Annotated in this window: 23 protein-coding genes and 8 pseudogenes; 13 read left to right on the forward strand and 18 right to left on the reverse strand. The window is 41.1% G+C overall.

Annotated elements, in window-relative coordinates:
• Positions 1-8: 8 nt before the first annotated feature.
• From KA717_25225 to KA717_25235, 3 genes and pseudogenes are all read left to right on the forward strand, one after another.
• Complete coding sequence (locus KA717_25225) at positions 9-164, forward strand: hypothetical protein (GenBank protein UXE59199.1); 156 nt, start codon at positions 9-11, stop codon at positions 162-164.
• A gap of 129 nt (positions 165-293) precedes the next feature.
• The gene (locus KA717_25230; GenBank protein ID UXE59200.1) at positions 294-1436 is read left to right on the forward strand and encodes a transposase; all 1143 of its coding nucleotides are present in this window, start codon (positions 294-296) and stop codon (positions 1434-1436) included.
• 56 nt (positions 1437-1492) lie between these two features.
• Positions 1493-1684, forward strand: a pseudogene (locus KA717_25235) (ISKra4 family transposase).
• Between the two features lie 15 nt (positions 1685-1699).
• On the opposite strand, the gene KA717_25240 reads toward KA717_25235, so the two are convergent.
• The 6 genes from KA717_25240 to KA717_25265 form a co-directional block, all read right to left on the reverse strand.
• Positions 1700-2089 carry a hypothetical protein gene (locus KA717_25240; protein UXE59201.1) on the reverse strand — a complete coding sequence of 130 codons (390 nt, stop codon included), beginning with the start codon at positions 2087-2089 and terminating at the stop codon, positions 1700-1702.
• Positions 2090-2101: 12 nt separating this feature from the next.
• Positions 2102-2653 (reverse strand): hypothetical protein, encoded by a 552-nt coding sequence (locus tag KA717_25245; protein ID UXE59202.1) that lies wholly within the window; start codon positions 2651-2653, stop codon positions 2102-2104.
• A gap of 296 nt (positions 2654-2949) precedes the next feature.
• Complete coding sequence (locus tag KA717_25250; protein UXE59203.1) at positions 2950-3408, reverse strand: hypothetical protein; 459 nt, start codon at positions 3406-3408, stop codon at positions 2950-2952.
• Positions 3409-3482: 74 nt separating this feature from the next.
• A complete protein-coding gene (locus KA717_25255) occupies positions 3483-4334 on the reverse strand; it encodes a KilA-N domain-containing protein (GenBank protein ID UXE59204.1) in 852 nt (283 codons plus the stop codon).
• 3 nt (positions 4335-4337) lie between these two features.
• Entirely contained in the window at positions 4338-4655 is a 318-nt protein-coding gene (locus KA717_25260; GenBank protein UXE59205.1) for a hypothetical protein, read from the reverse strand.
• 252 nt (positions 4656-4907) lie between these two features.
• The gene (locus tag KA717_25265; protein UXE59206.1) at positions 4908-5774 is read right to left on the reverse strand and encodes a protein rep; all 867 of its coding nucleotides are present in this window, start codon (positions 5772-5774) and stop codon (positions 4908-4910) included.
• A 145-nt stretch (positions 5775-5919) separates the two neighbouring features.
• Between KA717_25265 and KA717_25270 the strand changes: the two are divergent.
• Positions 5920-7257 (forward strand): annotated as a pseudogene (locus tag KA717_25270) (IS5 family transposase).
• A 565-nt stretch (positions 7258-7822) separates the two neighbouring features.
• Here the strand turns inward: KA717_25270 and KA717_25275 are convergent.
• The 5 genes and pseudogenes from KA717_25275 to KA717_25295 all read right to left on the reverse strand — a co-directional run bounded on the left by KA717_25275 (position 7823) and on the right by KA717_25295 (position 10195).
• Positions 7823-8026 carry a hypothetical protein gene (locus KA717_25275; protein UXE59207.1) on the reverse strand — a complete coding sequence of 68 codons (204 nt, stop codon included), beginning with the start codon at positions 8024-8026 and terminating at the stop codon, positions 7823-7825.
• On the reverse strand, positions 8023-9066 hold the full coding sequence (locus tag KA717_25280; protein UXE59208.1) for an IS630 family transposase: 1044 nt from the start codon (positions 9064-9066) through the stop codon (positions 8023-8025). Before KA717_25280 ends, KA717_25275 begins: the two co-directional genes overlap by 4 nt.
• Before the next feature lie 45 nt (positions 9067-9111).
• Complete coding sequence (locus KA717_25285; GenBank protein UXE59209.1) at positions 9112-9306, reverse strand: hypothetical protein; 195 nt, start codon at positions 9304-9306, stop codon at positions 9112-9114.
• Entirely contained in the window at positions 9272-9700 is a 429-nt protein-coding gene (locus tag KA717_25290; protein UXE59210.1) for a hypothetical protein, read from the reverse strand. Before KA717_25290 ends, KA717_25285 begins: the two co-directional genes overlap by 35 nt.
• A gap of 90 nt (positions 9701-9790) precedes the next feature.
• Positions 9791-10195 (reverse strand): annotated as a pseudogene (locus tag KA717_25295) (transposase).
• A gap of 124 nt (positions 10196-10319) precedes the next feature.
• On the opposite strand from KA717_25295, the pseudogene KA717_25300 reads away from it, so the two are divergent.
• The 3 genes and pseudogenes from KA717_25300 (at position 10320) to dapB (ending at position 15529) form a co-directional block, all read left to right on the forward strand.
• Positions 10320-10577, forward strand: a pseudogene (locus KA717_25300) (IS4 family transposase).
• Positions 10578-10661: 84 nt separating this feature from the next.
• Positions 10662-14294 carry a tetratricopeptide repeat protein gene (locus tag KA717_25305; protein UXE59211.1) on the forward strand — a complete coding sequence of 1211 codons (3633 nt, stop codon included), beginning with the start codon at positions 10662-10664 and terminating at the stop codon, positions 14292-14294.
• A 407-nt stretch (positions 14295-14701) separates the two neighbouring features.
• Positions 14702-15529, forward strand: coding sequence for a 4-hydroxy-tetrahydrodipicolinate reductase (gene dapB, locus KA717_25310; protein ID UXE59212.1), 828 nt, complete (start codon positions 14702-14704; stop codon positions 15527-15529).
• Positions 15530-15550: 21 nt separating this feature from the next.
• Here the strand turns inward: dapB and msrA are convergent, their stop codons facing one another.
• From msrA to KA717_25345, 7 genes are all read right to left on the reverse strand, one after another.
• Entirely contained in the window at positions 15551-16234 is a 684-nt protein-coding gene (gene msrA, locus KA717_25315; GenBank protein UXE59213.1) for a peptide-methionine (S)-S-oxide reductase MsrA, read from the reverse strand.
• A 134-nt stretch (positions 16235-16368) separates the two neighbouring features.
• Positions 16369-16863, reverse strand: a complete 495-nt coding sequence (msrB, locus tag KA717_25320) for a peptide-methionine (R)-S-oxide reductase MsrB (protein UXE59214.1) — start codon at positions 16861-16863, stop codon at positions 16369-16371.
• Positions 16864-16919: 56 nt separating this feature from the next.
• Positions 16920-17642, reverse strand: coding sequence for a molybdopterin-dependent oxidoreductase (locus KA717_25325; protein UXE59215.1), 723 nt, complete (start codon positions 17640-17642; stop codon positions 16920-16922).
• A 10-nt stretch (positions 17643-17652) separates the two neighbouring features.
• Positions 17653-18261 (reverse strand): cytochrome b/b6 domain-containing protein, encoded by a 609-nt coding sequence (locus tag KA717_25330; GenBank protein UXE59216.1) that lies wholly within the window; start codon positions 18259-18261, stop codon positions 17653-17655.
• A gap of 70 nt (positions 18262-18331) precedes the next feature.
• A complete protein-coding gene (locus tag KA717_25335) occupies positions 18332-19936 on the reverse strand; it encodes a beta-glucosidase (protein UXE59217.1) in 1605 nt (534 codons plus the stop codon).
• Entirely contained in the window at positions 19914-20321 is a 408-nt protein-coding gene (locus KA717_25340) for a hypothetical protein (GenBank protein UXE59218.1), read from the reverse strand. Before KA717_25340 ends, KA717_25335 begins: the two co-directional genes overlap by 23 nt.
• A gap of 332 nt (positions 20322-20653) precedes the next feature.
• On the reverse strand, positions 20654-21004 hold the full coding sequence (locus tag KA717_25345; protein UXE59219.1) for a hypothetical protein: 351 nt from the start codon (positions 21002-21004) through the stop codon (positions 20654-20656).
• A gap of 114 nt (positions 21005-21118) precedes the next feature.
• On the opposite strand from KA717_25345, the pseudogene KA717_25350 reads away from it, so the two are divergent.
• The 6 genes and pseudogenes from KA717_25350 (at position 21119) to KA717_25375 (ending at position 25577) form a co-directional block, all read left to right on the forward strand.
• Positions 21119-21457 (forward strand): annotated as a pseudogene (locus KA717_25350) (ISKra4 family transposase).
• Between the two features lie 203 nt (positions 21458-21660).
• Positions 21661-21855 carry a transposase gene (locus KA717_25355; protein ID UXE59220.1) on the forward strand — a complete coding sequence of 65 codons (195 nt, stop codon included), beginning with the start codon at positions 21661-21663 and terminating at the stop codon, positions 21853-21855.
• 17 nt (positions 21856-21872) lie between these two features.
• A complete protein-coding gene (locus tag KA717_25360) occupies positions 21873-23048 on the forward strand; it encodes an IS4 family transposase (GenBank protein UXE59221.1) in 1176 nt (391 codons plus the stop codon).
• Between the two features lie 98 nt (positions 23049-23146).
• Positions 23147-23920 (forward strand): annotated as a pseudogene (locus KA717_25365) (IS5/IS1182 family transposase).
• A 75-nt stretch (positions 23921-23995) separates the two neighbouring features.
• Positions 23996-25277: pseudogene (locus KA717_25370) on the forward strand (ISKra4 family transposase).
• A 36-nt stretch (positions 25278-25313) separates the two neighbouring features.
• Positions 25314-25577: pseudogene (locus KA717_25375) on the forward strand (transposase).
• The last annotated feature ends 288 nt before the right edge of the window (positions 25578-25865 follow it).

Raw genomic sequence — 25865 nt, forward strand, 5'->3', positions numbered from 1 at the left:
TATCAATTATGCAACTATGTCAGCGACTAGAGCAAATCCTCAATAATCTCCGTCCAGCCTTTAGCCGAGAAGCAACGTTCCAATGGTTTATCCTGTTAGTCTGGGGAGTAGTGCTCAACAGCCAACCCAGCGCAATAACTAGCTATGTCAATGCCATTGGCTGAACAGAGAGCTACTACAATCAGGCTCTACATTGGTTTGATTCCAAGGCGTTTAGGGTCGAAGGACTAACTTTACAATGGTCAAAGTGGCTAAGTCAGCATGAAAGTCTATACAGAATTAAAGGGAAACGGGTGTATGTGGGTGATGGCATCAAAGTGGGGAAAGAAGGACGCAAGATGCCAGGTGTAAAACGACTACACCAAGAATCGGAAGATGTGTCCAAGCCAGAGTGGATAAGGGGTCATTACTTCAATGCCTTGAGTATTTTGGTGGGAGTAGGGAAAGCCTGCTTTGCCTTGCCCTTAGTGTTGCGGCTAGACGATGGCATCAAGTCCAAAGCAACCGAGAAGGGGGAGGGAAAAGGCAAAAAAAAGGTGAAGACGAGCCTGGTGACAAAAATGGCTGACCTTTGTGTTACTTACGCAGAGGCAGGGAGTTATGTAATTTTGGATGCTTATTTTGCTTGCGAACCAGTGCTCAAAAGTTTTCGCCAGAACGCCTTGCATCTAATCACAAGAGTGCGTTGCTCCACCGTCGCCTATGCCCCCTTTTGTTCCGTGCCGACGCTGACGGGGAGAGGACGACCACGGATTTGGGGGAGTTCGATAAAACTAGAAAAGCTGTTCGCTCTGGCGGCGGACTTTCCGACAGCTAAAGTCTGGCTCTATGGTCAACAAGTCACGGTTTCTTATCAGTGCTTTGAGTTCCACTGGGATAGTCCCCATCAGCTCGTCAAGTTTGTTCTGACCCAATTGCCTAACGGACGACGACTGATTCTGCTTTCTACTGATCTCTGTTTGACTGGACCTGAGATTATTGCCGCTTACGGTCTCCGATTTAAGATTGAAGTCACTTTTCGTCAATTAGTCCATCTTTTGGGCAGCTTTGCCTATCGTTTTTGGCTTAAGAGTCTTCCTACTTTACCTACCTGGCCCAGCAATCTTATCCTCAGTGACTATCCACAAGCTGTTCAGACTCAGATTTTAAACAAGGTAGAAGCCTTTGAGCGTTTTGTTAACCTTAATGCCATTGCTTTAGGGCTACTTCAAATTCTCGCCTTAGAGTTACCCCAGGGGATTTGGGCTAATTTTCCTCGATGGTTTCGGACATTACCATCCCATGGCTACCCTAGTGAACGGATTGCTCAACTAGCCCTTCAACATCAAGCCCAAATGATTTTTCCTCAAAGTCCACCCAGTCTGCTTTTGCCTAAATTCCTTACCGCTAAACTTGCCTCTTCCTCAAGCCCTGATATGCTTACTTTCGTCGCATAGTCATTACCTTATCTGGCATCCATAAACTTCCCACTGTCCAGTTAGAGAAAAAGTATCCGATTGGTTCAGGTGTTACGGAAGCAGCTTGTAAGACGTTGGTCAAACAACGATTATGTTGTTCAGAGATGCGATGGAAGGAAAAAGGAGCAGGAATTATTTTGAGCCTACGAGCTTTGGTATTGACCAAGGAACGATGGAGTCAATTTTGGGCAAAACTTGATCAATATGGGTTCCCTGTAGAACCCTGATTACAACAGCTTTTATCAACTAAAGGTCGCACCCTTCAAGAATCCCATGCTCCTCAATGCTTGGTAAATTAACCCAAACAAAGGGAATAGACTACTCGCTGCTACCCCATCCACAATGTTGCGAATCTGTTCTACTGTTGGTATTTTTTCTAGTCCAAACAACCTCTGAGCATTATCTCGCCCACAACGGCTGTTAAGCTGACGTTGGTACTCTAAAAATGACTCATTTTGCATAAAAAAGGCGGCAAATGCCCCCAGTATCGCCTCTCTTAGACTATATTTCGTTGCATTACTAACCGAACGGGGGTCATCTATCTTCCCAATGACCTCGTTTAAACAGTGAACGATTCCGTCAAAACTTAGGTCGTTTACTTCCATCTTTCTCTCTGCAAAATCAGTAGACACTTTTCTCTTTATTCATAACTTCCTATAGGTCAAAGTTTTTCTGTCTCTATTTATACCATTTGAATTTGGAATTGCTGAACATAATCGTTGTTTGACCAACGTCTTACAAGCTGCTTCCGTAACACCTGAACCAATCGGATACTTTTTCTCTAAGTATTCAGCATAATCCATTTGATGCTGATGATTCTCGTAATAAGTAATCGCCGCTTGTAGTTTCTCGGTAAGATTCTTAGAATGACTTTTTTCTTCTTTGACTTCTTTCATCAGATTTAGCAGTTCTCCTGCTTTTCCTTTTTCATGCTTGAGTTCTCGACAATTTTCAGTCAACCATTCTTTTTGTTTTGACACTGTATTCGGATGCAACGCTTCTGCCAAGGCACCTAAGTAACCAGAGGCATGATAGAAATCTAATATCTGTTCTTCCGTTTGCTTTTCTAAAAACTTCCAATTTGATTCTGCCCCGTCTGCTATCCCGACCAATGTTGCCTCTGGATAACGGTTTTTCGCTCGCTCAATTTCTCTTTCTAATCTTTCTAGTCGCGCTGACGCGCTAAAGGCCGCCAAATGCGGTGTAAATTTGGCGGTAAAGAAGCAAATATTGACAAGCCTCCTGCCGAGTGGCTACGGACTATGGAGGCTCTATGTCGGTTCCTACGTTGGTCTCCACCAGAGCGTATTGTCCTGATTATCGCAGATTCCTGAATGAGTTTTCCAACCGACATATCGGGGGAAGTACAGAGCTTGGCGACTACCAGAATAGACTTTTGAAGGTCTAGGACTTCACTACAACACTCCCTTGACTACGAGAAACGAACTACTTAAACAGGTCTCGATCCGCATCAAAGAGACATGGCAAAAGGCTAGAGTTCTTTCAACAGGAGGCTAATAAACTTATTAAGCACCTTTACGGTCTCCTTGTAATACTTGGATTGTTCCCCAACCGACAAAATCTTCATCCCAAGAACCCGATCTCGAAGCTGATGTAGCAGATCACGATCAAGTTGCTTAATACCTGAAAACATATCTAGTTGTTGAGGATTTCCATGATTAGAGAAAGAAGTCTTACCCTCCATGTCCGATAGCTGAAGTCGCAATACTGCCATCTCGTCTTTCAGTTTCTCGTTTTCTTTTTCCAAACTCTCATGTAATACATGGTTTAATGCAAAATGTTCAATCAAATCTGCCCTTGTAATACGCTGTTTGTCGGCTATATTTCCTAGCATTTCCCATGTTGAATCTGTCGCCCGAATGCTTCTGACAGGACGAAGCTCATTAGACTTTTGAATAAATTTACCGTTGTCACCACGAATGCGGGTCATACCGAGTAATACATGAAAGTCAGAGGATTGATTACCGAAAGGATAGCACTATCCATGTATTACTTGATTATTTATTATTTTTCATCTTCAAGATAGAACCGTCCTCGTCTAGCTTGCTCTAAGCGATACCTTGCAAAACTTATTTTTTCAGTAAAGTCAATTGGATTTGGAACATGGTTCGGAGGCAAAACTTGCTTGGCGGCCATTTTTATGGCGTTTATGGGGTGCATCCCGTTTTCTATGTTGTTTGCTGCTGTCTGACAAATCGCAGCATAATCAGCCAAATCAGTAATAGGAAAATAATCACGAAGTAATTCATTTTCACTAACAGGCTTACCTAAAGAAGACTCCAGCCTTTGCCTCATGTCAGAAGCCTTCTCTCCTGTAAGAACAAGATTGACTTCGTTGTGGACTCGTCCAAAGAATATCCCTGTTTCTTTAGAACGTGGGTTGTATTGGTTGGATGCCTCTAAAAACGACTTTACCTGATCTGTCAGTGCTGTCCTGCTAGAATTTTTCAATTTATCACGCATAGCAATCCTGTCTATATCTGCTTCCATCTGAGCAGGAGTATAGCCAGAACCCAACCAAGAATGAATCCAGTCTTCTACGAACAAAGAAAAATCATCGTTGACCCACATCGTAAAACGAACAGCAAGACGGGGATGTATCCATGTCCCCTGATATTTGCCACCTTGCTTTACCTCTATTAATTCCGTTACAGGAATTCCTGTAACGAGAGAAAGCTTATTGATGGCGGACTGTGCCATTTTTGTTTGTAGCCAATTGGACGTATCTTTTCTCTCTCCCGTTATCTCCAGATGTGCCTTACATATCTGGGTTGCATTGACATATCCATCTGTTTCTCGCTGATATATGGCAATTCCCTCAATTTTGCGCTCTATAGTCTTAATTCTAGTGTTCATACTCTAAATTCCTTTGATTAACTGGTCTTTATAAGCTTCAGAGATAATTCTTTCCGTTAATTTATCTGGCTTAATCTCATAACCCAAAAATAGTAGATCACTGAGAAATATACAGGACTTGCCATTCTTTGTGAAAACTGACACCCCTGACAAATCAATGATTTTTGTCTCTGTAACACAATCATAGTCGCTTGCGTCTAATCGCCTAGCGAACTCCAAAATATCATTAGCGAGTGAATCGGGAACCCTGATAACTCTTGTTTTCCCGTGATTCCACTTAAACTTTCCTCCTGCGCCAACACGCTTACCACCTCTAGGCATTTTCTTTCTCCTATATTGACTATGTTACACCATCATTATCATAAGTAATGGAAAATGTCATGTAATACATGGTAAAGTATAGCAAAAATTATCCATGAAATACATGGATAAAGCCAGTGTTATACTCTGAACGGGTTAGAACTTAACTTTTTCAAAATGGCTAAAAGCCTTATTAGCAATGGATTTTAGTCCTTTTTTATAAGTCCATTTTTTAGCCGTTTAGAGTATAGAAAGAGTCATGTTTTAGTGGTGTTAGGTGGTGTCGTCATATCCCTTTTCGGGAATCTTACAGACAATCCCTATCGCGGTCGCCGTAACCATGACATATTTTTTGATTTTCCTATTCCATCGAAAATAGAGAGACGGGCCTTCAGTCTCTTCCGTTGATTCCTCATCATGGCCAATTAAATCCTCTGGCTCCTCTTCTAATTCTCTGAAATAGTCCCGAAGAACACCGCCAACCCCGACTGCTCTTGTACCATGTACCTGTTTAACATACTCCAAAAACCAATCACAATCAGCCACAAGGTCACTTTCCTTGCACTGGTACTTTAAGATTTCCGCAATCAACCCCACTGGTGAACTTTCAGCCTGAACAGCTTTTACGTCCAGAATTGGAGAATAATCAACTCGAAGGCATTGCTTCCATAAAGCGATCCAATCAGTCTTGGATAGATAATCTTCCTTGTAATAGCTATCCTTCAACAGGATTAGACAATGGAGATGAGGATGTGCTGATTGCCCATCGCGTCCCCTTGTAATCTCAACCGACTTTATCCAACCTATCCCAGGGAATGCCTTCAACTGGGTTAACCGTCTAAAAGACTGATTAAGATGATGCAATGTCTCTCTTAAATCGGTCAACTCACAATTTTTCATGGTCAACGTCAGAAAAATCCAACGCCCATCAGGATAATCAGTAACTACCTTTGGTAGATTCTCGTAGGCTTTTGCCTTCCAACGGAGCGATCGTCTCCACTGACAGATCGGACAATGGCGAACCCGACAGAATTTAGCAGAAGCCAACTTTAACCTCTGTTGACCTGTCTTATTATCGGGAACCAGTTTGAATTCTAGTAATTGAGAGCAAAGGGAAACCCTCTCGGCGTGAGAATCCATTCCCCCTTGCTTGTAATAATTAGGGCTTGCTGAAAAAAGCTGAAACCTTTACGGAGAAAAATAGTAGGCGAATTAAGAACCGCTAGAATGCACGAAAATAGGGTAGAATGCCTCAAAACCATTGCATTAAGAAGAGAGAAAGCAGATGTACCGAAAGCAACAGTACTCAATTGAAACACCAGAAAACTTGAAAAATCTGTTCGGCGGGCAGTTAGACGAAGAAAATCGTTGGATAGAAATGTCAAAAATGATTCCCTGGGAAGAATATGAGGAAGAATATGCAAAAAACTTCACAGAAAAAAAAGGAGCCCCAGCCAAATCATTTAGAATGGCATTAGGAGCATTAATTATCAAAGAAATTTCAGGAAAAAGTGACAGAGAAACAGTAGAACAAATAAAAGAGAACCCTTATTTACAGTACTTTATAGGAATGGAAAGCTATAGTAGCAAAGAAGCATTTAATGCGTCAATGATGGTTCATTTTCGTAAAAAAATAGGAATGGAATTAATAAATAAAATTAATAAAGAAATAGAAAAAAAAGCGACGGGTGTAGCGTCAGAAAAAAAAGAAAATGAAGGAAAGTTATTGTTAGATGCGACTTGTACACCAGCAGATATAAAATATCCAACGGATATAGGAATATTGAATGATGCCAGAGAAAAAACAGAAAAAATAATAGATAAGCTGTATGAAGAAATAAAAGAGAAAAGGAAAGAAAAGCCGAGGACTTATAGGGAAGTGGCAAGAAAAGAGTACTTAGCCATAGCAAAAAAACGTCGTGTGTCAAAAAAAGAAAGAAGAAAAGGAACAAAAAAACAACTAGGATATATAAAAAGAAACTTGTCTGATATAGAAAAAATGATAGAAGAGGGAGCAAAGTTAGAAAAACTAACGAAAAAAGAGCAAGAAGAGCTTGTAACGATAGGAAAAGTGTATGAGCAACAGTTAGAAATGTATGAAAAAAAGACAAATAAAGTAGAAAACAGAATTGTGAGTGTAAGCCAACCTCACGTGCGTCCAATAGTGCGTGGAAAAGCGGGAAAAGCAGTAGAGTTTGGAGCTAAAATATCGGCAAGTAATGTGAATGGCTTTGTCTTCTTAGACAAATTAAGTTGGGATAATTACAACGAATCGGGAGATTTACAAGCGCGAATAGAAGAATATAAAAGGGAAACAGGATGTTATCCGGAATCGGTTCATGTGGATAAAATCTATCGAACAAAAGCGAATCGAGCTTATTGTAAAGAAAGGGATATAAGAATGAGTGGTCCCCGATTGGGAAGACCGCCGAAAGAGGTGAGCAAAGAAAAAAAGAAAGAGGCACGCTCAGATGAAAGAGTGCGTAATGCCATTGAGGGTAAATTCGGACAGGGAAAGAGGAAATTTAGTCTTGGTCGAGTGATGGCCAAACTACCTGAGACCTCGGAAACGGTAATTGCGATGAACTTTTTGGTAATGAATCTTTCTACTCTACTTCAGAAGACAAAAAGTAAAAAGTTGTAGAGTCGTTTTTCTTGTGAAAAATGGTGTTAATTTTCCTCTCTTTTGTGAGGAGTGATTTGTGTTGACCTTTTTAGACAGAAAGGAACAATAGATTAAACAAAATCTGTATTTTGATTTGTTTCCATAAGGATAAGTTATCTATGCTTTTTCAGTCCATACTTCCCTAACCCACATTTCTTTCGTTTTTTGACTTTTTCAGCAAGCCCTAATTAGAGATGATGTCGGCATTTTTCCGATGCTTATCCCAAGGCTTATCTTTTTCAGAGAGGGATTCTAAGAATGTATATCCATCTTGATGAATAAAAGATACAATGGGAACATTAGATTTTTGACCGATATTGAGTTGGTCAGGCACAAAAACTCCGAGTATTTGGTTGGCGTAAGATACCTTCTAGGATACTGGAGTTTTTTGCTATTTGAGATTAATTATTTTGAAGTGCAGGGGATACGGGCAAAACCTCGATCAACGTTATCCCTTAATGATTCAAAGCCCATGCACGTCGTTGGAAAACTGGGGGTTGAAATTGGAAACAACTCTCTGAAGTCACCATTTTTCGCGTCCTGTGGCATCTAGGTTCGTTTTGTGGACTTTTTCAGCAGACCCTAGATAGATTGTATGTTGACGTTCGCCTTCACTATCGTATAGGGAAACGGTTCCCACCATTGCTTCACGGTAGCCATCCTCACACATCAGCATACAGGTTCCATCTAATCCTATTCCCGCTGTTGCAATTTGGCTATACTTCAAACGTTCATAATCTGAGATTTATCAAAGCGTTGAAATCGTAAGGTGAGCAAAGAATCAAGCTCCTCCTTATATTTTACGTTAGCATCTTCAAGACATCCTGAAATTGCTGCAGAAAACTGCGTAAAATCTTCATAATATTTTGCGTATAAACACTTCTTCTTCACAAACTTCCACAGTCTTTCAATTAAATTCAAGTTAGGAGAATAAGGAGGTAAGTACAGTAACTCTATTCCTAATGATTCTGCCAACTCCTGCACAATTCGGCATTTTTGATAACGAGCATTGTCTAATACCAACGTAATCGGTATTAATAGTCCTAATTCTGCTATCTTTTCTAGGAGTTCACAAACCTGAGTTCCCGTAATATAAGAACTGTTCGTTACCATAATTACTTCATGGGTAATTGCATTTAATGCTCCTAACACATTAAAACGTTTTCTCCCTGATGGTGACTTAATAAAAATCCTCTTGAAGCACCATATAAAATTTACAAATGCTCCCATTACAAAATGAGAGGCATCTACAAAGAAAACTGCCCTTTTTCCTGCTTTTGCCTCTTCTAGCCTTGGTTCTAGCTCTTTTTCTCTATAGCTATCCTGAGCTTCTACATCTGCTTTTGATGGAATTGTTCCCACCTTTAGACACCTCATTCCTATTGACTTTAAAAATTTTCTGACTTGCGTTGGACTTCTTTTTATTCCCGTTAATTCTTCTATTCTTTTTACTGCTTCATTTATTCTTGCTGGTGGATTTGACTCAAAATATGCCTCAATTGTCCCTTGATGCTCTGTTAACTCGCTTTTCGGGCGATTAAATTTTATTTCTTTTAGTTTTTCTATCCCGCCCTCTTGATAATCACGGATATAGCTTGTCACCGTATTTACTGAAACTCCTGCGAATTGAGCAATTTTTTGATGAGATAATCCCTGACTTTTTAACCATAAAACTTCCATCTTTAGCTGTACTCTAGGATGCGGGTGATTAAACCGACCGTAAGACAACAGTCTTTTGTCTTCTTCCGTAAATTCTAACTTAATCATTTCTCAGCCTCTTGACTACTTTTTCTATTTTTACTATATTATCTCTTATTTTTTAAATTCGCAACTTGTGACCGTGTTCAGTATATCCTCCTTGGGCGGGGCATAACTCCACGCTTCTTCTTTTGCCTGTACCACACTTCCTACTGCTTCACTCAATCTTTGGATATAGGATAGCGCTACTTTTCTACCATGATTTTCTAATAAATCATTTTTCACCTCTTTGCCTGCCATCCCTGACATTTTTGAGGATACCTGTTTTGCCAATAATGGCGTTGATGTTATGATTATCCTTGCTTCTCTTTCTAAGGGGCAATACGTTTTTCCTCAAAGGTGAACGCTGATATACATGACGATTCACTATAACCTCACCATAAGGTGTTTGATATTCTTTCGGTTGCTCTCCCTTACTCTTCCAGATTTCTTCACCGATTTTTAAGGGTGAACCATCTGTATCTAAATATTTCAAGGCTTCTTTGCTGGCGATGCAACCTACTTCGTTTAAGCCTTTTTGAATATTTATTTCTGTATCCAACATTGAACGACTGAGTTCTAATGTTAGTTCTATTTTTATCTTTGAACCCTCTACATTAATTAGTTTTGCTGTCATCATTGTTTCCTCTTTGTCACTTTTCATCTCATGTTAACACTTTTCTTTTCCTTCATCAACTAAAGGTCACACCCTCTAACAATAACTTTCCTTCATTTTCTTTTTTTTCTGACGCTACACCCGTCGCTTTTTTTCTATTTCTTTATTAATTTTATTTATTAATTCCATTCCTATTTTTTTACGAAAATGAACCATCATTGACGCATTAAATGCTTCTTTGCTACTATAGCTTTCCATTCCTATAAAGTACTGTAAATAAGGGTTCTCTTTTATTTGTTCTACTGTTTCTCTGTCACTTTTTCCTGAAATTTCTTTGATAATTAATGCTCCTAATGCCATTCTAAATGATTTGGCTGGGGCTCCTTTTTTTTCTGTGAAGTTTTTTGCATATTCTTCCTCATATTCTTCCCAGGGAATCATTTTTGACATTTCTATCCAACGATTTTCTTCGTCTAACTGCCCGCCGAACAGATTTTTCAAGTTTTCTGGTGTTTCAATTGAGTACTGTTGCTTTCGGTACATCTGCTTTCTCTCTTCTTAATGCAATGGTTTTGAGGCATTCTACCCTATTTTCGTGCATTCTAGCGGTTCTTAATTCGCCTACTATTTTTCTCCGTAAAGGTTTCAGCTTTTTTCAGCAAGCCCTACTTATCTTCATCGTACCCAGCCCGATGCTCTCGCGATTGAAATTCTTAATCCTCTTCAACTTCAGGTGTTAAAAGCAGCCGCCTCTCAAAAACTTCCCCCTATTTTGACTGTTGCTTGGGCTGTCGAGTCTGTTGCTTTTCTTGGTGGTTATCTTGAACATCGTCGTAAAACTCCTCTCGGTATCCAAGTCCTTTGGCGCGGTTGGTTGAAGTTGCATGACCTTTGCCAAGGCTGGCAGCTTGCAATCCGCACTTAACGGGAAAAGTCAGATTCTTTATTTTGCTTTTTGCTATTGGCAGGGACAATTTTACCGATAGTGAACGAGAGAGGATTTTCTCTGATGCCTTCAGTAATGGCGCAAAGTGAAGATATCGAAACCCTGATACAACAGGCAGTGCAATATAATCAAACGGGAAAACCGCGACAGGCGATCGAAATTTTGCAGCAAGTGTTGAAGTTAAGTCAGCAAAAAGGGGATAAAAAAAATGAAGCCTTTGCTCACTTAGGATTGGGATTTAATTACGAAAGTATTGGGCAGTATCAACCTGCTTTGGGTCAATTTAATCAAGCATTATTAATTTTTCAAGAACTCAAAGATCGCGTTGGAGAAGCCACAACTCTCAATAATATTGGAGAAGTTTACGATGGGATCGGCAAACCAGAGGAGGCGTTGAAATACTATAACCAAGCCTTGCCGATTTCACGAGAAGTGGGCTATCGCAGATTAGAAGCCATGACTCTCTATAATATTGGAGAAGTTTACGATGGGATCGGCAAACCAGAGGAAGCGTTGCAATACTATAACCAAGCGTTGCCGATTTCACGCGAAGTGGGCGATCGCTTTGGAGAAGCCACTACTCTCAGTAATATTGGGGCTGTTTACGATGATATAGGCAAGCCAGAGGAAGCGTTGAAATACTATAACCAAGTCTTGCCAATTAGACGCGAAGTGGGCGATCGCAGAGGAGAAGCCACGACTCTCAATAATATTGGACTTGTTTATCGGGGTATAGGGAAACCAGAGGAAGCGTTGAAATTCTTTAATCAAGCCTTGCCGATTTCACGCGAAGTGGGCAATCGCGGTGGGGAAGCCAGGACTCTCGCTAATATTGGAGCAGTTTATCGGGACATAGGCAAACCACAGGAGGCGTTGAAATACTATAACCAAGTCTTGCCGATTTTTCGAGAACTCAAAGATCGCGGAGGAGAAGCCACGATTCTCAATAATATTGGAGGAGTTTACGATGGTACCGGCAAACCAGAGGAAGCGTTGAAATTCTATAACCAAGCCTTGACGATTTCACGCGAAGTGGGCGATCGCAGATTAGAAGCCACGACTCTCGATAATATTGGAGGAGTTCACGATGGTATCGGCAAACCAAAGGAGGCGTTGAAATACTATAACCAAGCCTTGACAATTTCACGCGAAGTGGGTGATCGCGGTGGAGAAGCCATTACTCTCAATAATATTGGACTTGTTTACGCTGGTATCGGCAAACCAGAGGAAGCGTTGAAATACTATAATCAAGCCTTGCTAATTAAACGCGAAGTGGGCGATCGCAGTGGCGAATCCACGACTCTCTCTAATATTGGAGGAGTTTACAATGGTATCGGCAAACCAGAGAAAGCGTTGAAATACTATAATCAAGCCTTGCAGATTTCACGCGAAGTGGGCGATCGCCTTGGAGAAGGCACTACTCTCAATAATATTGGAGGAGTTTACGCTGGTATCAGCAAACCAGAGGAGGCGTTGAAATACTATAACCAAGCCTTGCCGATTTTACGCGAAGTGGGCGATCGCACAATAGAAGCCGGAACTCTCTCTAGTATTGGAGCAGTTTACAATAACATAGGCAAACCAGAGGAAGCGTTGAAATACCATAACCAAGCCTTGCCAATTAGACGGGAAGTGGGTGATCGCGGAGGAGAAGCAACGACTCTCGCTAATATTGGAGCAGTCTATCCTAACATAGGTAAACCGAAGGAAGCGTTGAAATTCTTTAATCAAGCCTTGCCGATTTTACGCGAAGTGGGCGATCGCCGTGGAGAAGCCGCGACTCTCAGTAATCTTGGGGTTGTTTACAATGATATCGGCAAACCAGAGAAAGCGTTGCAATACTATAACCAAGCCTTGCCAATTAGACGAGAAGTGGGTGACCGCGGAGGAGAAGCCACAACTCTCAATAATATTGGGTCGGTTTACACTGATATCGGCAAAGCAGAGGAGGCGTTGAAATTCCATAGTCAAGCCTTGCCGATTTTACGCGAAGTGGGCTATCGCAGGATGGAAGCCACGACCCTCAGTAATATTGGACGTGTTTATCGAGATACTAATCAAACCGTTAAAGCAATTACTAACTTAGAAGCATCCGCAGAAATCACCCTCAGCCTACGGGGAGGATTAACCAGAGAAAATCGAGCAGCCTTTATCCAAGCTAACAGAGGAACAGCGATCGCCCTTATTGACCTCCTGATCCGCCAAAACCAACCCGAAAAAGCCTACCAATGGGCAAACCGCTTCACCACCTTCAACCTCGCCAACTACAACCTCCTCATCAACGCCAAAGTTGCCAACCCCGAAGCCCAAAAAGCACTTGATAACTGGAACGCCCAAAACCTACAACTCGAAAACCTATACCAAGACCTCCAAAAAAACTTCTCAGAACCCAAATCCAAGCAATATCGAGAACTCGAACAAAAAATCAACCAACAACGCGAACCCCTCATCAATCAATACCCCGAACTCGCCGACCTACTAGAAACCAAACCCACCGACATCGCCCAACTCCAAAAATCCATCCCTCCCAACACCATCCTCCTCCACCCTATCCTGCTTACAGACACCACAAACGTCCCCAACACCGTCGCCCTCTTCCGCCTCACCCGCGACAGCATCACCGTCACCCAAATCCCCCTCCCCAAAGACTTTAACCAACTGGTTAACCAATATCGCAACCAACTTGCAGATCGTCTAAATTCAGATTATCTCGACACCAGTAGCCAACTCTACGACATTTTAATTCGTCCCATCGAACAGCAAATCAAAAGCAATTCCCCTAAAAACTTAGCCATTATCGCCACCAATCGCCTGCGTTATATTCCCTTTGAAAGCCTCTACGATTCCAAAACCAATCAATATCTCCTGCAAAAATATCCCATTTCCTACCTCACTCGTATTTCTACCTATCGCTCCCTAAAAAATACTATTTTTTCACCAATTATTCTTGATTACATCATTTTTGGAACTCTTGTTATTTTCATTTGTATTGCAGTTGTTTTCGCAATTCGTAAATTTGGAATTATTTCAGGATTAATTGTGTTTAGTTTATCACTGGGAATAGTAATATTTTTAAATTTTATTCCATCTAATAATCTACAACCCAATCGTGCCTTAGCCCTAGCTAATCCCAAACCCACCAATCAAGAACTCAAAGGCACAGAAAAAGAAGCCGAAAACCTGCTCAAAATCTTTCCCCAAAGCGAAACCTATCTAGGTGAAAGAGCCACCCTCGACACCTTCAAAACCCAAGCTTCTCGTTTTTCCATTCTCCACCTCGGTACTCACGGCTGTTTCGAGTTAGCAGGTTGCCCTAACTTAAAAATGCAAGCTAACACCATCCTCTTCGCCAATAACCAACAATATAACATCGCTGATGCCGCTCTTTTAGGACTCAAAAATACCGAATTAATCACCCTAAGTGCTTGCCAAACCGCCAAAGAAGCCAACGCCAACGGACAGGAAATCTCTGGACTCGCCTACGTTTTAGAAAGAGCAGGAGCTAAATCCGCGATCGCCAGTCTTTGGAATGCAGAAGATAATACCAGTGCCGAAATAATGACTCAATTCTATCAAAACCTACAAAAAGGAATGACGAAAAGTGAAGCCATGCAAAAAGCCAAACTCAGCCAAATTAAAGAAAATCCTAAACCTTACTTTTGGTCGCCTTTTATTCTCATCGGTGATGCCCAATAGCGTTTGATCCCCCTAAATCCCCCGTTCGGCTGAGCTCACGGCCGAAGCCTTAAAAAGGGGGACTTTTTAAAATTTGCAAGAGGTCTAATAGTTCGTAAAAGGCGATCGCATTTCAACTTTAACAACTATTCATTATTAACTATCAACTATTAACCCACATTCAGCCGGTTATTTAAGACAAAAAATAATATTGCTGGGAAGAGGAACCAAGGAACTGCAAAATTAAATTGTCGCTGTCTCCATTCTACACAAGTCAGATCAGACCAGGAAAGATGTAGTCGGTAAAATTTTCTGATTAACATTGCAGATCGAGTGGGGAAAAGCGATCGCCTTAAAAATTAAACCTCAATCGTGAGAATTTTTCTGTAAAATACAGAGATTCGTTTGTTTAGGACAATTTATTCATTATGACCAATAAACCGTTAATCCCCGTCGTTGTCAATGGTGCTGCTGGTAAGATGGGTCGAGAAGTTATCAAAGCCGTTGCTAACGCCAAGGATATGGTCTTAGTCGGAGCGGTGGATGCTAATCCCTTATTAAGAGGTCAGGATATTGGTGAGATCGTTGGCATTGCTCCCCTAGATGTCCCTGTATTAGATGATCTTCAGAGTGTTTTAGTCCTAGCGACCCAGGAAAAAGTTCAGGGGGTCATGGTGGATTTTACCCATCCTAATGCAGTGTATGAAAATGTCCGATCAGCGATCGCCTATGGAGTGCGGCCAGTGGTGGGAACAACGGGGTTAAGTGCGGCTCAAATTGAAGAGTTAGCTGATTTTGCTGACAAGGCCAGTACGGGTTGCTTAATTGCCCCTAATTTTGCGATCGGAGTTTTATTGATGCAGCAAGCAGCCATTCAAGCGGCTCAATATTTTGACCATGTGGAAATTATTGAATTACACCACAATCAAAAAGCCGATGCCCCCAGTGGAACGGCCATTAAAACTGCTGAAATGTTAGCAGAATTGGGTAAAGCTTTTAATCCACCTTTGGTGTCAGAAAAGGAAACTCTGGCTGGAGCCAGGGGCGGTTTGGGGCCAGACAATATTCCCATTCATAGTGTGCGTTTACCTGGTTTACTGGCCCATCAGGAAATTATTTTTGGTGCGCCAGGACAGATCTATACTCTTCGTCATGACACCAGCGATCGCGCCTGTTATATGCCAGGGGTTTTATTAGGCATTCGCAAAGTTACGGAGTTAAAAAGTTTAGTTTATGGCTTAGAAAAATTGCTCTAAAACTGCTCTAAAACTTCTCAACTATTGCTTATAAAGACGAGGAAACTGTTGTTTAAGCTGGGCTAATTTGGGCAGATCATGGACAACCACGTAGGTATAGGTCGGATTGTGCTGGATAAAATTCTGGTGATAATCTTCCGCGTCATAAAAACCTTGCAAAGGCACTAACGTGGTGACAATCGGGGCGGAAAAAATCTTTTCCTGATTGAGTTGTTTGATATAGGCTTGGGCAACTTTTTTCTGTTGATCATTTTCAAAAAAGATGGCGGATCGGTATTGAGTGCCGGTATCTGGCCCCTGACGATTTAATTGGGTTGGATCATGAGCTACGGAAAAATAAACTTTCAACAGTTGACCATAGGAAATTTGGCTCGGATCATAGGTAATTTTGATAACTTCGGCATGGCCAGTGTCACCAGAACTAACCCGCTCATAGGAGGCCGTTGCTGATGTTCCGCCAGCAAAACCAGAAACCACCTCAGAGACCCCTTTTAAATGTTCAAAAACAGCTTCCATGCCCCAAAAACAACCACCTGCTAAAACCGCAGTTTCTTGCCCTTTGGTAACGGCGACAGGATTATCAGTATTGGGGTTAGGAAAATTCTTGAGCGTTTTATTACTAGCCCAAACTATGCCAGAAAAAACAAGTGTTCCTAAGCCCAGTCCAAGCAACAGACGGGGAAAGTGAGAAAAATGCTTATTCATAAAAACTCCTGATTTGAAAATAGTTAATGACCGTCAATAGCTAAGGCGATTTCTTACAAAATTTATACCAGCAAGTCCCCCAGCATTGGGGGATTTAGGGGGCTTTATAATGATATTTTCTTTGCCAGAATGTCCTAAGCTGGAACAAATTTTAATGCAACTCCATTCATGCAATAGCGTTTACCAGTAGGAGGTGGCCCATCATTAAAAACATGACCTAAATGGCCGCCGCAACGACGACAATGGACTTCTGTTCTAGTCATAAAAAAGGAATTATCCACAGAAATAGCGATCGCATTTTTGAGAGGTGCGTAAAAACTGGGCCAACCCGTGCCGCTATGAAACTTGGTTGAAGAAGAAAAAAGTGGTAATTGACAGCCTACACATTGATAAATGCCCTTACCTTCCTGTCGATCCAGGGGACTGGTTCCAGCCCGTTCTGTCCCTTTTTGTCTCAAAATCCGAAATTGCTCTGGGGTAAGAATCTTTCGCCATTCTGCCTCGGTTTTGGTAATTTCAAAGGTTTGTGCAGGAGCGGCGATCGCCTCATCTTGACGAGTTTGAAATTGGGAGAGAATGACGGTTCCTAAAAGTGCAGCACTGGCTTGTAAAAAATGACGTTTCTTCATGAAGTTTACCGACTAAAATGAGAAATTGACAAAAACAGATTGGCATGATTTTACAGCTAAAGTCCAGCAAACCACTCATAACCTTGATCTTCCCAATAGCCTAACATTTTAGGTTTCTCAGTAAGGAAGGTAACTTGAGTGATCCACTTACTTTGTTTATAGCCCAATTTGATGGGAGAAGCTAATCGTAACGGCGCACCATTTTCGACAGGTAAAGCCAGACCATTTTTCTGATAAGCTAAAAGGGTTTGAGGATGTAATGCAGAGGCTAAATCCCAACTTTCATAATAGCCATCGGCGGATTTAAAATACACATATTTCACCTTGGCTGAAGGTTGAACCAGGGCAAATAAATCTCGCAATTTTACTCCGCCCCACTGCACGATCGCTGACCAACCTTCCACACAAATATGGCGAATAGTCATAGTAGTTAAAGGCATCGCTTCAATATCGGCAAGACTAAGACTTAACGGATGGCTAACCTCACCGTCTATGAGCAGACGAAAACGATAGGGATCAATTTGTGGCGTAAAGTCAAAAGTATTAACAATTAAGGCTTCTGGCTCAATCGCACTGCTCGGAAATTCGGGAACTAATTTTTGGGGATTTAATAACCAAGCTTCCACCGTTTCATTCAAGGGTTCAGTGGCCTTTTGAGCGAGATCATCCCACAAACTGATACCACAGCCCCCCAGCAATAAACCCAAACCAGAAAGACCCGATACTTGCAAAAAACGACGACGAGGCAGATAAATTTGAGGCGGATCAAACTGAGACATATTGGTAGCCCTAAACAAACATGGATTTAATTAACCGAACACCGCCGACTTGTAGCCCTAAAATGGTATGAATTACCGTAAAAATGACCAATATAGGAACTGCCAGGAAATGAACCACACGTAAGGCTTGCCAACTTCCAAAAAAGCTAACAATCCAGTCAAGTTGAGCCGGTTTATACATTCCCAAACCCGTCAAAATGGAGAGTAAGAGGAGGGGAACTATTAAGGTATAGGCTAATCGATGCCAGGCATAATTTTTGCGTTTAATATTCCGACTTTTTTGTAAAGCAGTTAGATCATTGCTGCCCACAAAGCGGTTTTTCCAACGTTGAGTGATGACAATATAAAGGCCATAACTGAGCAAATTCAGGGAAAATAACCACATGGCTGCAAAATGCCAATGTCGTCCTCCGGCTAACCAACCGCCGAGGGTAAAAATAACCGGAATAGTTAATCCTTCTCGACCCCCAAAGACTGGATTGGCATTATAAATTTGCAAGCCACTGGTGATCATTAAGGTGAGACTAACTAGGTTTAAACCATGAAATAGTTTAGCCGCCAATTTTTGCTGGGGTTGGGGAGGCGATTTGGCTCGAAGAGAAGCAAGTTGGGGAACCATAATGTCTGAGCAACTCCAATTCTGAAGACTAACTATTGATCATACGTGTCTCTCTAAAAATTGGATGCCACTAGACAAAATCCTTGCCCTCTAATTCGGTGGTTTGCTCTGAGCTTCCTAATAACTGCTGACAAGCGATCGCCTGACTCTGGGGCATCTGACCATAACTAAATACCCAGGGAAAGTCAGGAGACAATTGGGAACGGAACCACTCTAGAACGTAGGGACTACCGTAGAGAATTAGGCCTTGCAACCAATTCGCCTGAAAAATAGTTTGATAAAAATGTTCGGCTTCTGGTGTTAATCCGGCGGTACCTCGAAAGGGATTACCGCGCACAAAAACCTGCAACAACGTCGGCAAGGCTGCCAAGCTGACTTGGCCCAGGCTACTTTGATCTAACAATTGTCGTTGATAACCAAAGACTTGGGGAATCGTCACACTCGGACAGGCTCGGTCTAAAAAATCGCAATTTAATAAATCATCGACAATGATCAGATTGCGCTTAGCGATCGCCGTTTCCAGGGCTAAAGGTAAAATGCCTCCCGTTTGCAGACCCGATTTAATGATCTCCTGAACCGTTTGTCTGGATGCTGGTTGAGCAACCTTGAGAGGATGGGGAGTCACTGAAGCGATCGCTAAATGGTTCTTAGCCTGTTGAATGCGGTGAACTGATTGCTCAATTCTGGCTTCTGTTAAACGTCCTGATTCCACAGCGGCCCACACCGCCTCAATGGTTTCCACCGGATCTGGGGGCATCAGTAAAATATCGGCTCCTGCTTCTAAAGCTCGGACTGCCACTTCCCCAGGACTAGCAATCTGAGTAACACCCCCCATAATTAGCGCGTCAGTGACAATCAACCCTTCAAAACCCAAATTTTCTCGCAATTGTCCCGTCAAAATTGCCGCCGAAAGGGTAGCCGGATTTTCTCGATCCCAAGCCGGAATCTGAAGATGGGCGGTCATCACCGTATCCACACCAGCAGCGATCGCCGATTGAAAAGGTGGTAACTCTACCGCAGCCAAACGTTCAGGGGAATGGGAAAGCACTGGAAGATGCAAATGGGAATCGGTGGCCGTATCGCCATGACCTGGAAAATGTTTCGCCGTTGTTAAAACTGAATATTGTTTTGCTCCTTCAATAAAAGCTGTGACTAAGGCACTGACTATGGCCGGGCGATCGCCAAAGGCCCGAATATTGATCACCGGATTATCGGGATTATTATTCACATCGGCGATCGGTGCTAAAACCCAATTAATACCCAGAGCTAAGGCTTCTTGAGCGGTCACTTCCCCCATACGTCGGGCATAGTCCTTAGCCAAATCTAAATTCTGTGCAGCGATCGCGCCCAAAATATAGGGTGGCGGGAACCAGGTCGCTCCGGCAAAACGTTGACCTACCCCTTCCTCAATATCAGCAGCAATTAAAAGCGGATTACTAGACCAGGACTGTAACTGTTGAGTGCGTTGGGCTAATTCGGCAGCACTTCCTCCCAAAAGAATCACCCCACCCAAATTTAAGGTTTCTAACCAATCTCTTAGCTGGGCATTGAGGGGTTCCCAGACTGGATAACGAATTTGGTGATCAAACAAAAAGCCTGAAGCTCGAACAACAATTAATTGGCCAATTTTTTGTCGTATTTGCCAATCCGCTTTACTCATACCTATCTGTATCATCAGTGTGAGTTCCATTATAAGCTATCATGGCAATTTTGCTGCATACATCTAAAATCTCACGGTGGATGGTAGTATAAAGTAAGCTATAAAAATCCAGTGAAAATTTGACAAGACTTCTTATCGGGGGAAAAGTATTGAGATTCAGACCTCCGAGGAATCCATTAATAGTTTCAATAGATTCATCGGTAGATTTAATCGCTTCCTTCGTAGAGTTAAATTGATTATTAACAAGCAATGTAGATTGATTCAAAATCAAGATTATAGTAAGGGTTGCAAAAATTACAGTCTGCAAGAGAAGCTCGGCAAAAATTTTATTTAACCAATCAAAAATCGCATACATTAAAATATTTAATATTCCATAAAAGAAAATGTTAACAACTAACATTTTATTGACATTTTTGCTCAGTTTACTAATCCTAACGCTGGGATAATCTTGTATGATTTTAGAAAATTAGAGACGAGTTCCTACTATTGATATACTGAGAAAAATAATTATTTTGATAAGATTTTTTTGATCCAGACCAAAAGCTTCCAATTGTTGAGCAATTTCTATCAATAATCCCCAAAATTCATTCATTCTTTCAAAAAATCTGGATGCAAATATACAATAGTTTGAAAACGTAAAAATTTCATTCAAGTATAAGTTCATTAAAAAAAGTGAGGCCAGTAGGCTATCACAGCAACAAGGCTCACTTTTCGACAAACCAGTATTAACTTTTACTTTCTACTCAACGAAAACCCTCGGCGATCGCGCTGTTTCTTCATATTTTCTCGTTCAGTACGAGTGACGAAACGGATTGCCTCCAAAGTAGGAGTATAAATCAACTTATCGACTTCTCTGTTCTGCTCTTCGCTTTCAGCTAATCCCTGAGAGATAAAACAGTCCAATAGGTCTTTCAGATTTTGACCGATACGACTAGTTTCAATTTCAAAGCGACTAGGGGTCGTCGCCCTCAAATTAACTAATTCTCTGAGGATAACATACTGCTCACTTGTTAACCCACGACGATTTAACAAGTTATTATTCAGAATAGACGGGCGATCGCCCAACGTTTGAGTTTTATTCATGGCTTTTCTTTCTTCTTTCGGGAGCATCCCAAATTTGCAGTAAGTATAAATGCTTAGTTACAAAGAAGGGGAAAGGGGATAATCTAAAAAGTTATAAAAATTGGAGTACAAAAAATGAACGTTGAAGATAAGCAAAAATTAGACGACCATCTCAAAGCTATCGCAGAAATCATGGTCAGAAATACGCAAAAAGAAGACTTGAAAAGCTTTGAAAGTATAGAACTAGCGGTACGAGAGCAAATGTTGACGGTCGTAAGTCCAGCTATTGGCCGTTTTTTTTGTGAAACAGCAACAGGAACAAAAGCAGGAAGAGAAAGAACAGTGGACAGTATTATCGGAAAAGTAAAAATTACAGAAAAACAGGCGAAAAAGCTAGGGTTAGAAAAAAATAAACAAGTGAGTCCTTATTTAGAAAAATGCTGCTTAAATATTGTAGCCTGTGAGTCATTTGAGAGCTGACTTTTCCCGTTAAGTCCAAAATCCAGCAATGCAAACTTCTAGAGGCTTTATCTGGCAAGGGTTTGAGTAATGATTCTCTTGACAGGAAAAAAATATTCTGAAGCCATCATCCCGCTTATCGTTCAAATTTCAAAAACAAAGGATGAAGGGAGTATGAGACTGTAAAATGGAGAAAATCTTAAAGGGCAGGTCAAAAAATGTTGGAATGGTGGACAAAAAACTTTGCCAGTTGTGAATTGGGAGACGAGAGGCTAAACAATCGTGCCTTCTCGATTGGGAAAAAGTTAAGTGAGGGGTTTGGAAAAGCCTTATCAGAAGTGTTTAAGGGAGGAAACGAGTTAAAGAGGGCCTATGAATTTTTGGGAATCCGAAAACAGACTTTGTCAAGATAATAGAGCCGCACTGTGAAATGACAACTGCCGCCGTAGAAGAATATAAGATAATGCTATCAGTCGGAGATACGACCTTCTTAGATTATCGCAATATCAAGGAAAAAAGGGAAGGGTATGGGCCGACTGGAAAAGGAGGGAATGGATTAATACTGCATAGTGCTTTAGCAATTGAGCCAGAAAAAGGACAAGTATTAGGTTTATTATGGCAAAAACTGTGGAATAGGGAGGTAAAAGAAAAGCCCCCAACAGATGAAACGGCGAAGCAGAAAAAAGAAAGACAGAAAGAACAAAGAAAAGCAGCTCGTCAAAGACCATTTGAGGAAAAAGAATCCTACAAATGGGTAGAGGCTCTAAACACCTGTGAGAAACAGGTAGAAAGTTCAACGAGGGTAATTCATGTATTTGACAGAGAAGGAGATGTTTCAGAAGTCTTTGACTCAGTGCGTCAACTCAAGCATACAGGAGTGCTGGTCAGAGCGTCTCATAATCGTAGTTTAGACAAAAATAGTGAACGACTTTGGCAACATTTGGAATCAGAACCGATTCGTTTTCATCAAGAAATCGAGATTCCGAGTACAGGAAAAAGAAAAGCACGGAAGGTTAAGCTTGCCGTCCGATTTTGCTCAGTTAATCTACGAACTCCCTATCGTTTTGATAATCGTGACCCGTTGAATGTCTATGCTGTTTATGCGACAGAAATCGATTGTCCCGAAGGCGAAACTCCTTTATCTTGGATGCTTCTGACTACAGAAGTTGTTGAGACTATTGAGATGGCTGTCACTATTCTTCGTTGGTACACCTACCGATGGCGGGTTGAAGAATTTCATAAAGTCCTTAAGTCTGGTTGTCAGAGTGAGCGTTATCGACTTGCCTCTGATGGAATGAAAACTCTTTTGGGTTTTTTAAGTGTCATTGCTGTTGAACTTTTACACGTTACTTATCTTCATCGTACCCAGCCCGATGCTCTCGCGATTGAAATTCTTAATCCTCTTCAACTTCAGGTGTTAAAAGCAGCCGCCTCTCAAAAACTTCCCCCTATTTTGACTGTTGCTTGGGCTGTCGAGTCTGTTGCTTTTCTTGGTGGTTATCTTGAACATCGTCGTAAAACTCCTCTCGGTATCCAAGTCCTTTGGCGCGGTTGGTTGAAGTTGCATGACCTTTGCCAAGGCTGGCAGCTTGCAATCCGCACTTAACGGGAAAAGTCAGATGTCTAGTCTTAAACTATTTTTCTATTTTCTCAAAGCCTTACACCATAACTTTTTCCAACTTTGATCAGACGATACCAGTTCCGATGGTTCATTTTCGTAAAAAAATAGGAATGGAATTAATAAATAAAATTAATAAAGAAATAGAAAAAAAAGCGACGGGTGTAGCGTCAGAAAAAAAAGAAAATGAAGGAAAGTTATTGTTAGATGCGACTTGTACACCAGCAGATATAAAATATCCAACGGATATAGGAATATTGAATGATGCCAGAGAAAAAACAGAAAAAATAATAGATAAGCTGTATGAAGAAATAAAAGAGAAAAGGAAAGAAAAGCCGAGGACTTATAGGGAAGTGGCAAGAAAAGAGTACTTAGCCATAGCAAAAAAACGTCGTGTGTCAAAAAAAGAAAGAAGAAAAGGAACAAAAAAACAACTAGGATATATAAAAAGAAACTTGTCTGATATAGAAAAAATGATAGAAGAGGGAGCAAAGTTAGAAAAACTAACGAAAAAAGAGCAAGAAGAGCTTGTAACGATAGGAAAAGTGTATGAGCAACAGTTAGAAATGTATGAAAAAAAGACAAATAAAGTAGAAAACAGAATTGTGAGTGTAAGCCAACCTCACGTGCGTCCAATAGTGCGTGGAAAAGCGGGAAAAGCAGTAGAGTTTGGAGCTAAAATATCGGCAAGTAATGTGAATGGCTTTGTCTTCTTAGACAAATTAAGTTGGGATAATTACAACGAATCGGGAGATTTACAAGCGCGAATAGAAGAATATAAAAGGGAAACAGGATGTTATCCGGAATCGGTTCATGTGGATAAAATCTATCGAACAAAAGCGAATCGAGCTTATTGTAAAGGGGTGTGACCTTTAGTTGATGAAGGAAAAGAAAAGTGTTAACATGGGATGAAAAGTGACAAAGAGGAAACAATGATGACAGCAAAACTAATTAATGTAGAGGGTTCAAAGATAAAAATAGAACTAACATTAGAACTCAGTCGTTCAATGTTGGATACAGAAATAAATATTCAAAAAGGCTTAAACGAAGTAGGTTGCATCGCCAGCAAAGAAGCCTTGAAATATTTAGATACAGATGGTTCACCCTTAAAAATCGGTGAAGAAATCTGGAAGAGTAAGGGAGAGCAACCGAAAGAATATCAAACACCTTATGGTGAGGTTATAGTGAATCGTCATGTATATCAGCGTTCACCTTTGAGGAAAAACGTATTGCCCCTTAGAAAGAGAAGCAAGGATAATCATAACATCAACGCCATTATTGGCAAAACAGGTATCCTCAAAAATGTCAGGGATGGCAGGCAAAGAGGTGAAAAATGATTTATTAGAAAATCATGGTAGAAAAGTAGCGCTATCCTATATCCAAAGATTGAGTGAAGCAGTAGGAAGTGTGGTACAGGCAAAAGAAGAAGCGTGGAGTTATGCCCCGCCCAAGGAGGATAGCCAAATTGCAACAGTGGGAATAGGATTAGATGGAACCTGTATGCTGATGTGTGAGGATGGCTACCGTGAAGCAATGGTGGGAACCGTTTCCCTATACGATAGTGAAGGCGAACGTCAACAGACAATCTATCTAGGTGCGGCACCAGAGTATGGAAAAAAGAGTTTTCTAGAAAGATTAGAAAGAGAAATTGAGCGAGCGAAAAACCGTTATCCAGAGGCAACATTGGTCGGGATAGCAGACGGGGCAGAATCAAATTGGAAGTTTTTAGAAAAGCAAACGGAAGAACAGATATTAGATTTCTATCATGCCTCTGGTTACTTAGGTGCCTTGGCAGAAGCGTTGCATCCGAATACCGTGTCAAAACAAAAAGAATGGTTGACTGAAAATTGTCGAGAACTCAAGCATGAAAAAGGAAAAGCAGGAGAACTGCTAAATCTGATGAAAGAAGTCAAAGAAGAAAAAAGTCATTCTAAGAATCTTACCGAGAAACTACAAGCGGCGATTACTTATTACGAGAATCATCAGCATCAAATGGATTATGCTGAATACATAGAGAAAAAGTATCCGATTGGTTCAGGTGTTACGGAAGCAGCTTGTAAGACGTTGGTCAAACAACGATTATGTTGTTCAGGGATGCGATGGAAGGAAAAAGGAGCAGGAATTATTTTGAGCCTACGAGCTTTGGTATTGACCAAGGAACGATGGAGTCAATTTTGGGCAAAACTTGATCAATATGGGTTCCCTGTAGAACCCTGATTACAACAGCTTTTATCAACTAAAGGTCGCACCCATTGTAAAGAAAGGGATATAAGAATGAGTGGTCCCCGATTGGGAAGACCGCCGAAAGAGGTGAGCAAAGAAAAAAAGAAAGAGGCACGCTCAGATGAAAGAGTGCGTAATGCCATTGAGGGTAAATTCGGACAGGGAAAGAGGAAATTTAGTCTTGGTCGAGTGATGGCCAAACTACCTGAGACCTCGGAAACGGTAATTGCGATGAACTTTTTGGTAATGAATCTTTCTACTCTACTTCAGAAGACAAAAAGTAAAAAGTTGTAGAGTCGTTTTTCTTGTGAAAAATGGTGTTAATTTTCCTCTCTTTTGTGAGGAGTGATTTGTGTTGACCTTTTTAGACAGAAAGGAACAATAGATTAAACAAAATCTGTATTTTGATTTGTTTCCATAAGGATAAGTTATCTATGCTTTTTCAGTCCATACTTCCCTAACCCACATTTCTTTCGTTTTTTGACTTTTTCAGCAAGCCCTATTTAGGGCTTGCTGAAAAAGTCCACAAAACGAACCTAGATGCCACAGGGCGCGAAAAATGGTGACTTCAGAGATCAGTTT

The sequence above is a fragment of the Woronichinia naegeliana WA131 genome (assembly GCA_025370055.1).
GTDB classification, from domain to species: Bacteria; Cyanobacteriota; Cyanobacteriia; order Cyanobacteriales; family Microcystaceae; genus Woronichinia; species Woronichinia naegeliana.

What these genes read in the sequence shown, in the direction of transcription:
- KA717_25225 (UXE59199.1), top strand. Translation starts at nt 9, where the DNA reads ATGCAACTATGTCAGCGACTAGAGCAAATCCTCAATAATCTCCGTCCA.
- KA717_25250 (UXE59203.1), bottom strand. Translation starts at nt 3,408, where the DNA reads ATGACCCGCATTCGTGGTGACAACGGTAAATTTATTCAAAAGTCTAAT.
- KA717_25255 (UXE59204.1), bottom strand. Translation starts at nt 4,334, where the DNA reads ATGAACACTAGAATTAAGACTATAGAGCGCAAAATTGAGGGAATTGCC.
- KA717_25260 (UXE59205.1), bottom strand. Translation starts at nt 4,655, where the DNA reads ATGCCTAGAGGTGGTAAGCGTGTTGGCGCAGGAGGAAAGTTTAAGTGG.
- KA717_25265 (UXE59206.1), bottom strand. Translation starts at nt 5,774, where the DNA reads ATGGATTCTCACGCCGAGAGGGTTTCCCTTTGCTCTCAATTACTAGAA.
- KA717_25280 (UXE59208.1), bottom strand. Translation starts at nt 9,066, where the DNA reads ATGATTAAGTTAGAATTTACGGAAGAAGACAAAAGACTGTTGTCTTAC.
- KA717_25285 (UXE59209.1), bottom strand. Translation starts at nt 9,306, where the DNA reads ATGTCAGGGATGGCAGGCAAAGAGGTGAAAAATGATTTATTAGAAAAT.
- KA717_25290 (UXE59210.1), bottom strand. Translation starts at nt 9,700, where the DNA reads ATGAAAAGTGACAAAGAGGAAACAATGATGACAGCAAAACTAATTAAT.
- KA717_25305 (UXE59211.1), top strand. Translation starts at nt 10,662, where the DNA reads ATGCCTTCAGTAATGGCGCAAAGTGAAGATATCGAAACCCTGATACAA.
- dapB (UXE59212.1), top strand. Translation starts at nt 14,702, where the DNA reads ATGACCAATAAACCGTTAATCCCCGTCGTTGTCAATGGTGCTGCTGGT.
- msrA (UXE59213.1), bottom strand. Translation starts at nt 16,234, where the DNA reads ATGAATAAGCATTTTTCTCACTTTCCCCGTCTGTTGCTTGGACTGGGC.
- msrB (UXE59214.1), bottom strand. Translation starts at nt 16,863, where the DNA reads ATGAAGAAACGTCATTTTTTACAAGCCAGTGCTGCACTTTTAGGAACC.
- KA717_25325 (UXE59215.1), bottom strand. Translation starts at nt 17,642, where the DNA reads ATGTCTCAGTTTGATCCGCCTCAAATTTATCTGCCTCGTCGTCGTTTT.
- KA717_25330 (UXE59216.1), bottom strand. Translation starts at nt 18,261, where the DNA reads ATGGTTCCCCAACTTGCTTCTCTTCGAGCCAAATCGCCTCCCCAACCC.
- KA717_25335 (UXE59217.1), bottom strand. Translation starts at nt 19,936, where the DNA reads ATGATACAGATAGGTATGAGTAAAGCGGATTGGCAAATACGACAAAAA.
- KA717_25340 (UXE59218.1), bottom strand. Translation starts at nt 20,321, where the DNA reads ATGTTAGTTGTTAACATTTTCTTTTATGGAATATTAAATATTTTAATG.
- KA717_25345 (UXE59219.1), bottom strand. Translation starts at nt 21,004, where the DNA reads ATGAATAAAACTCAAACGTTGGGCGATCGCCCGTCTATTCTGAATAAT.
- KA717_25355 (UXE59220.1), top strand. Translation starts at nt 21,661, where the DNA reads ATGTTGGAATGGTGGACAAAAAACTTTGCCAGTTGTGAATTGGGAGAC.
- KA717_25360 (UXE59221.1), top strand. Translation starts at nt 21,873, where the DNA reads ATGACAACTGCCGCCGTAGAAGAATATAAGATAATGCTATCAGTCGGA.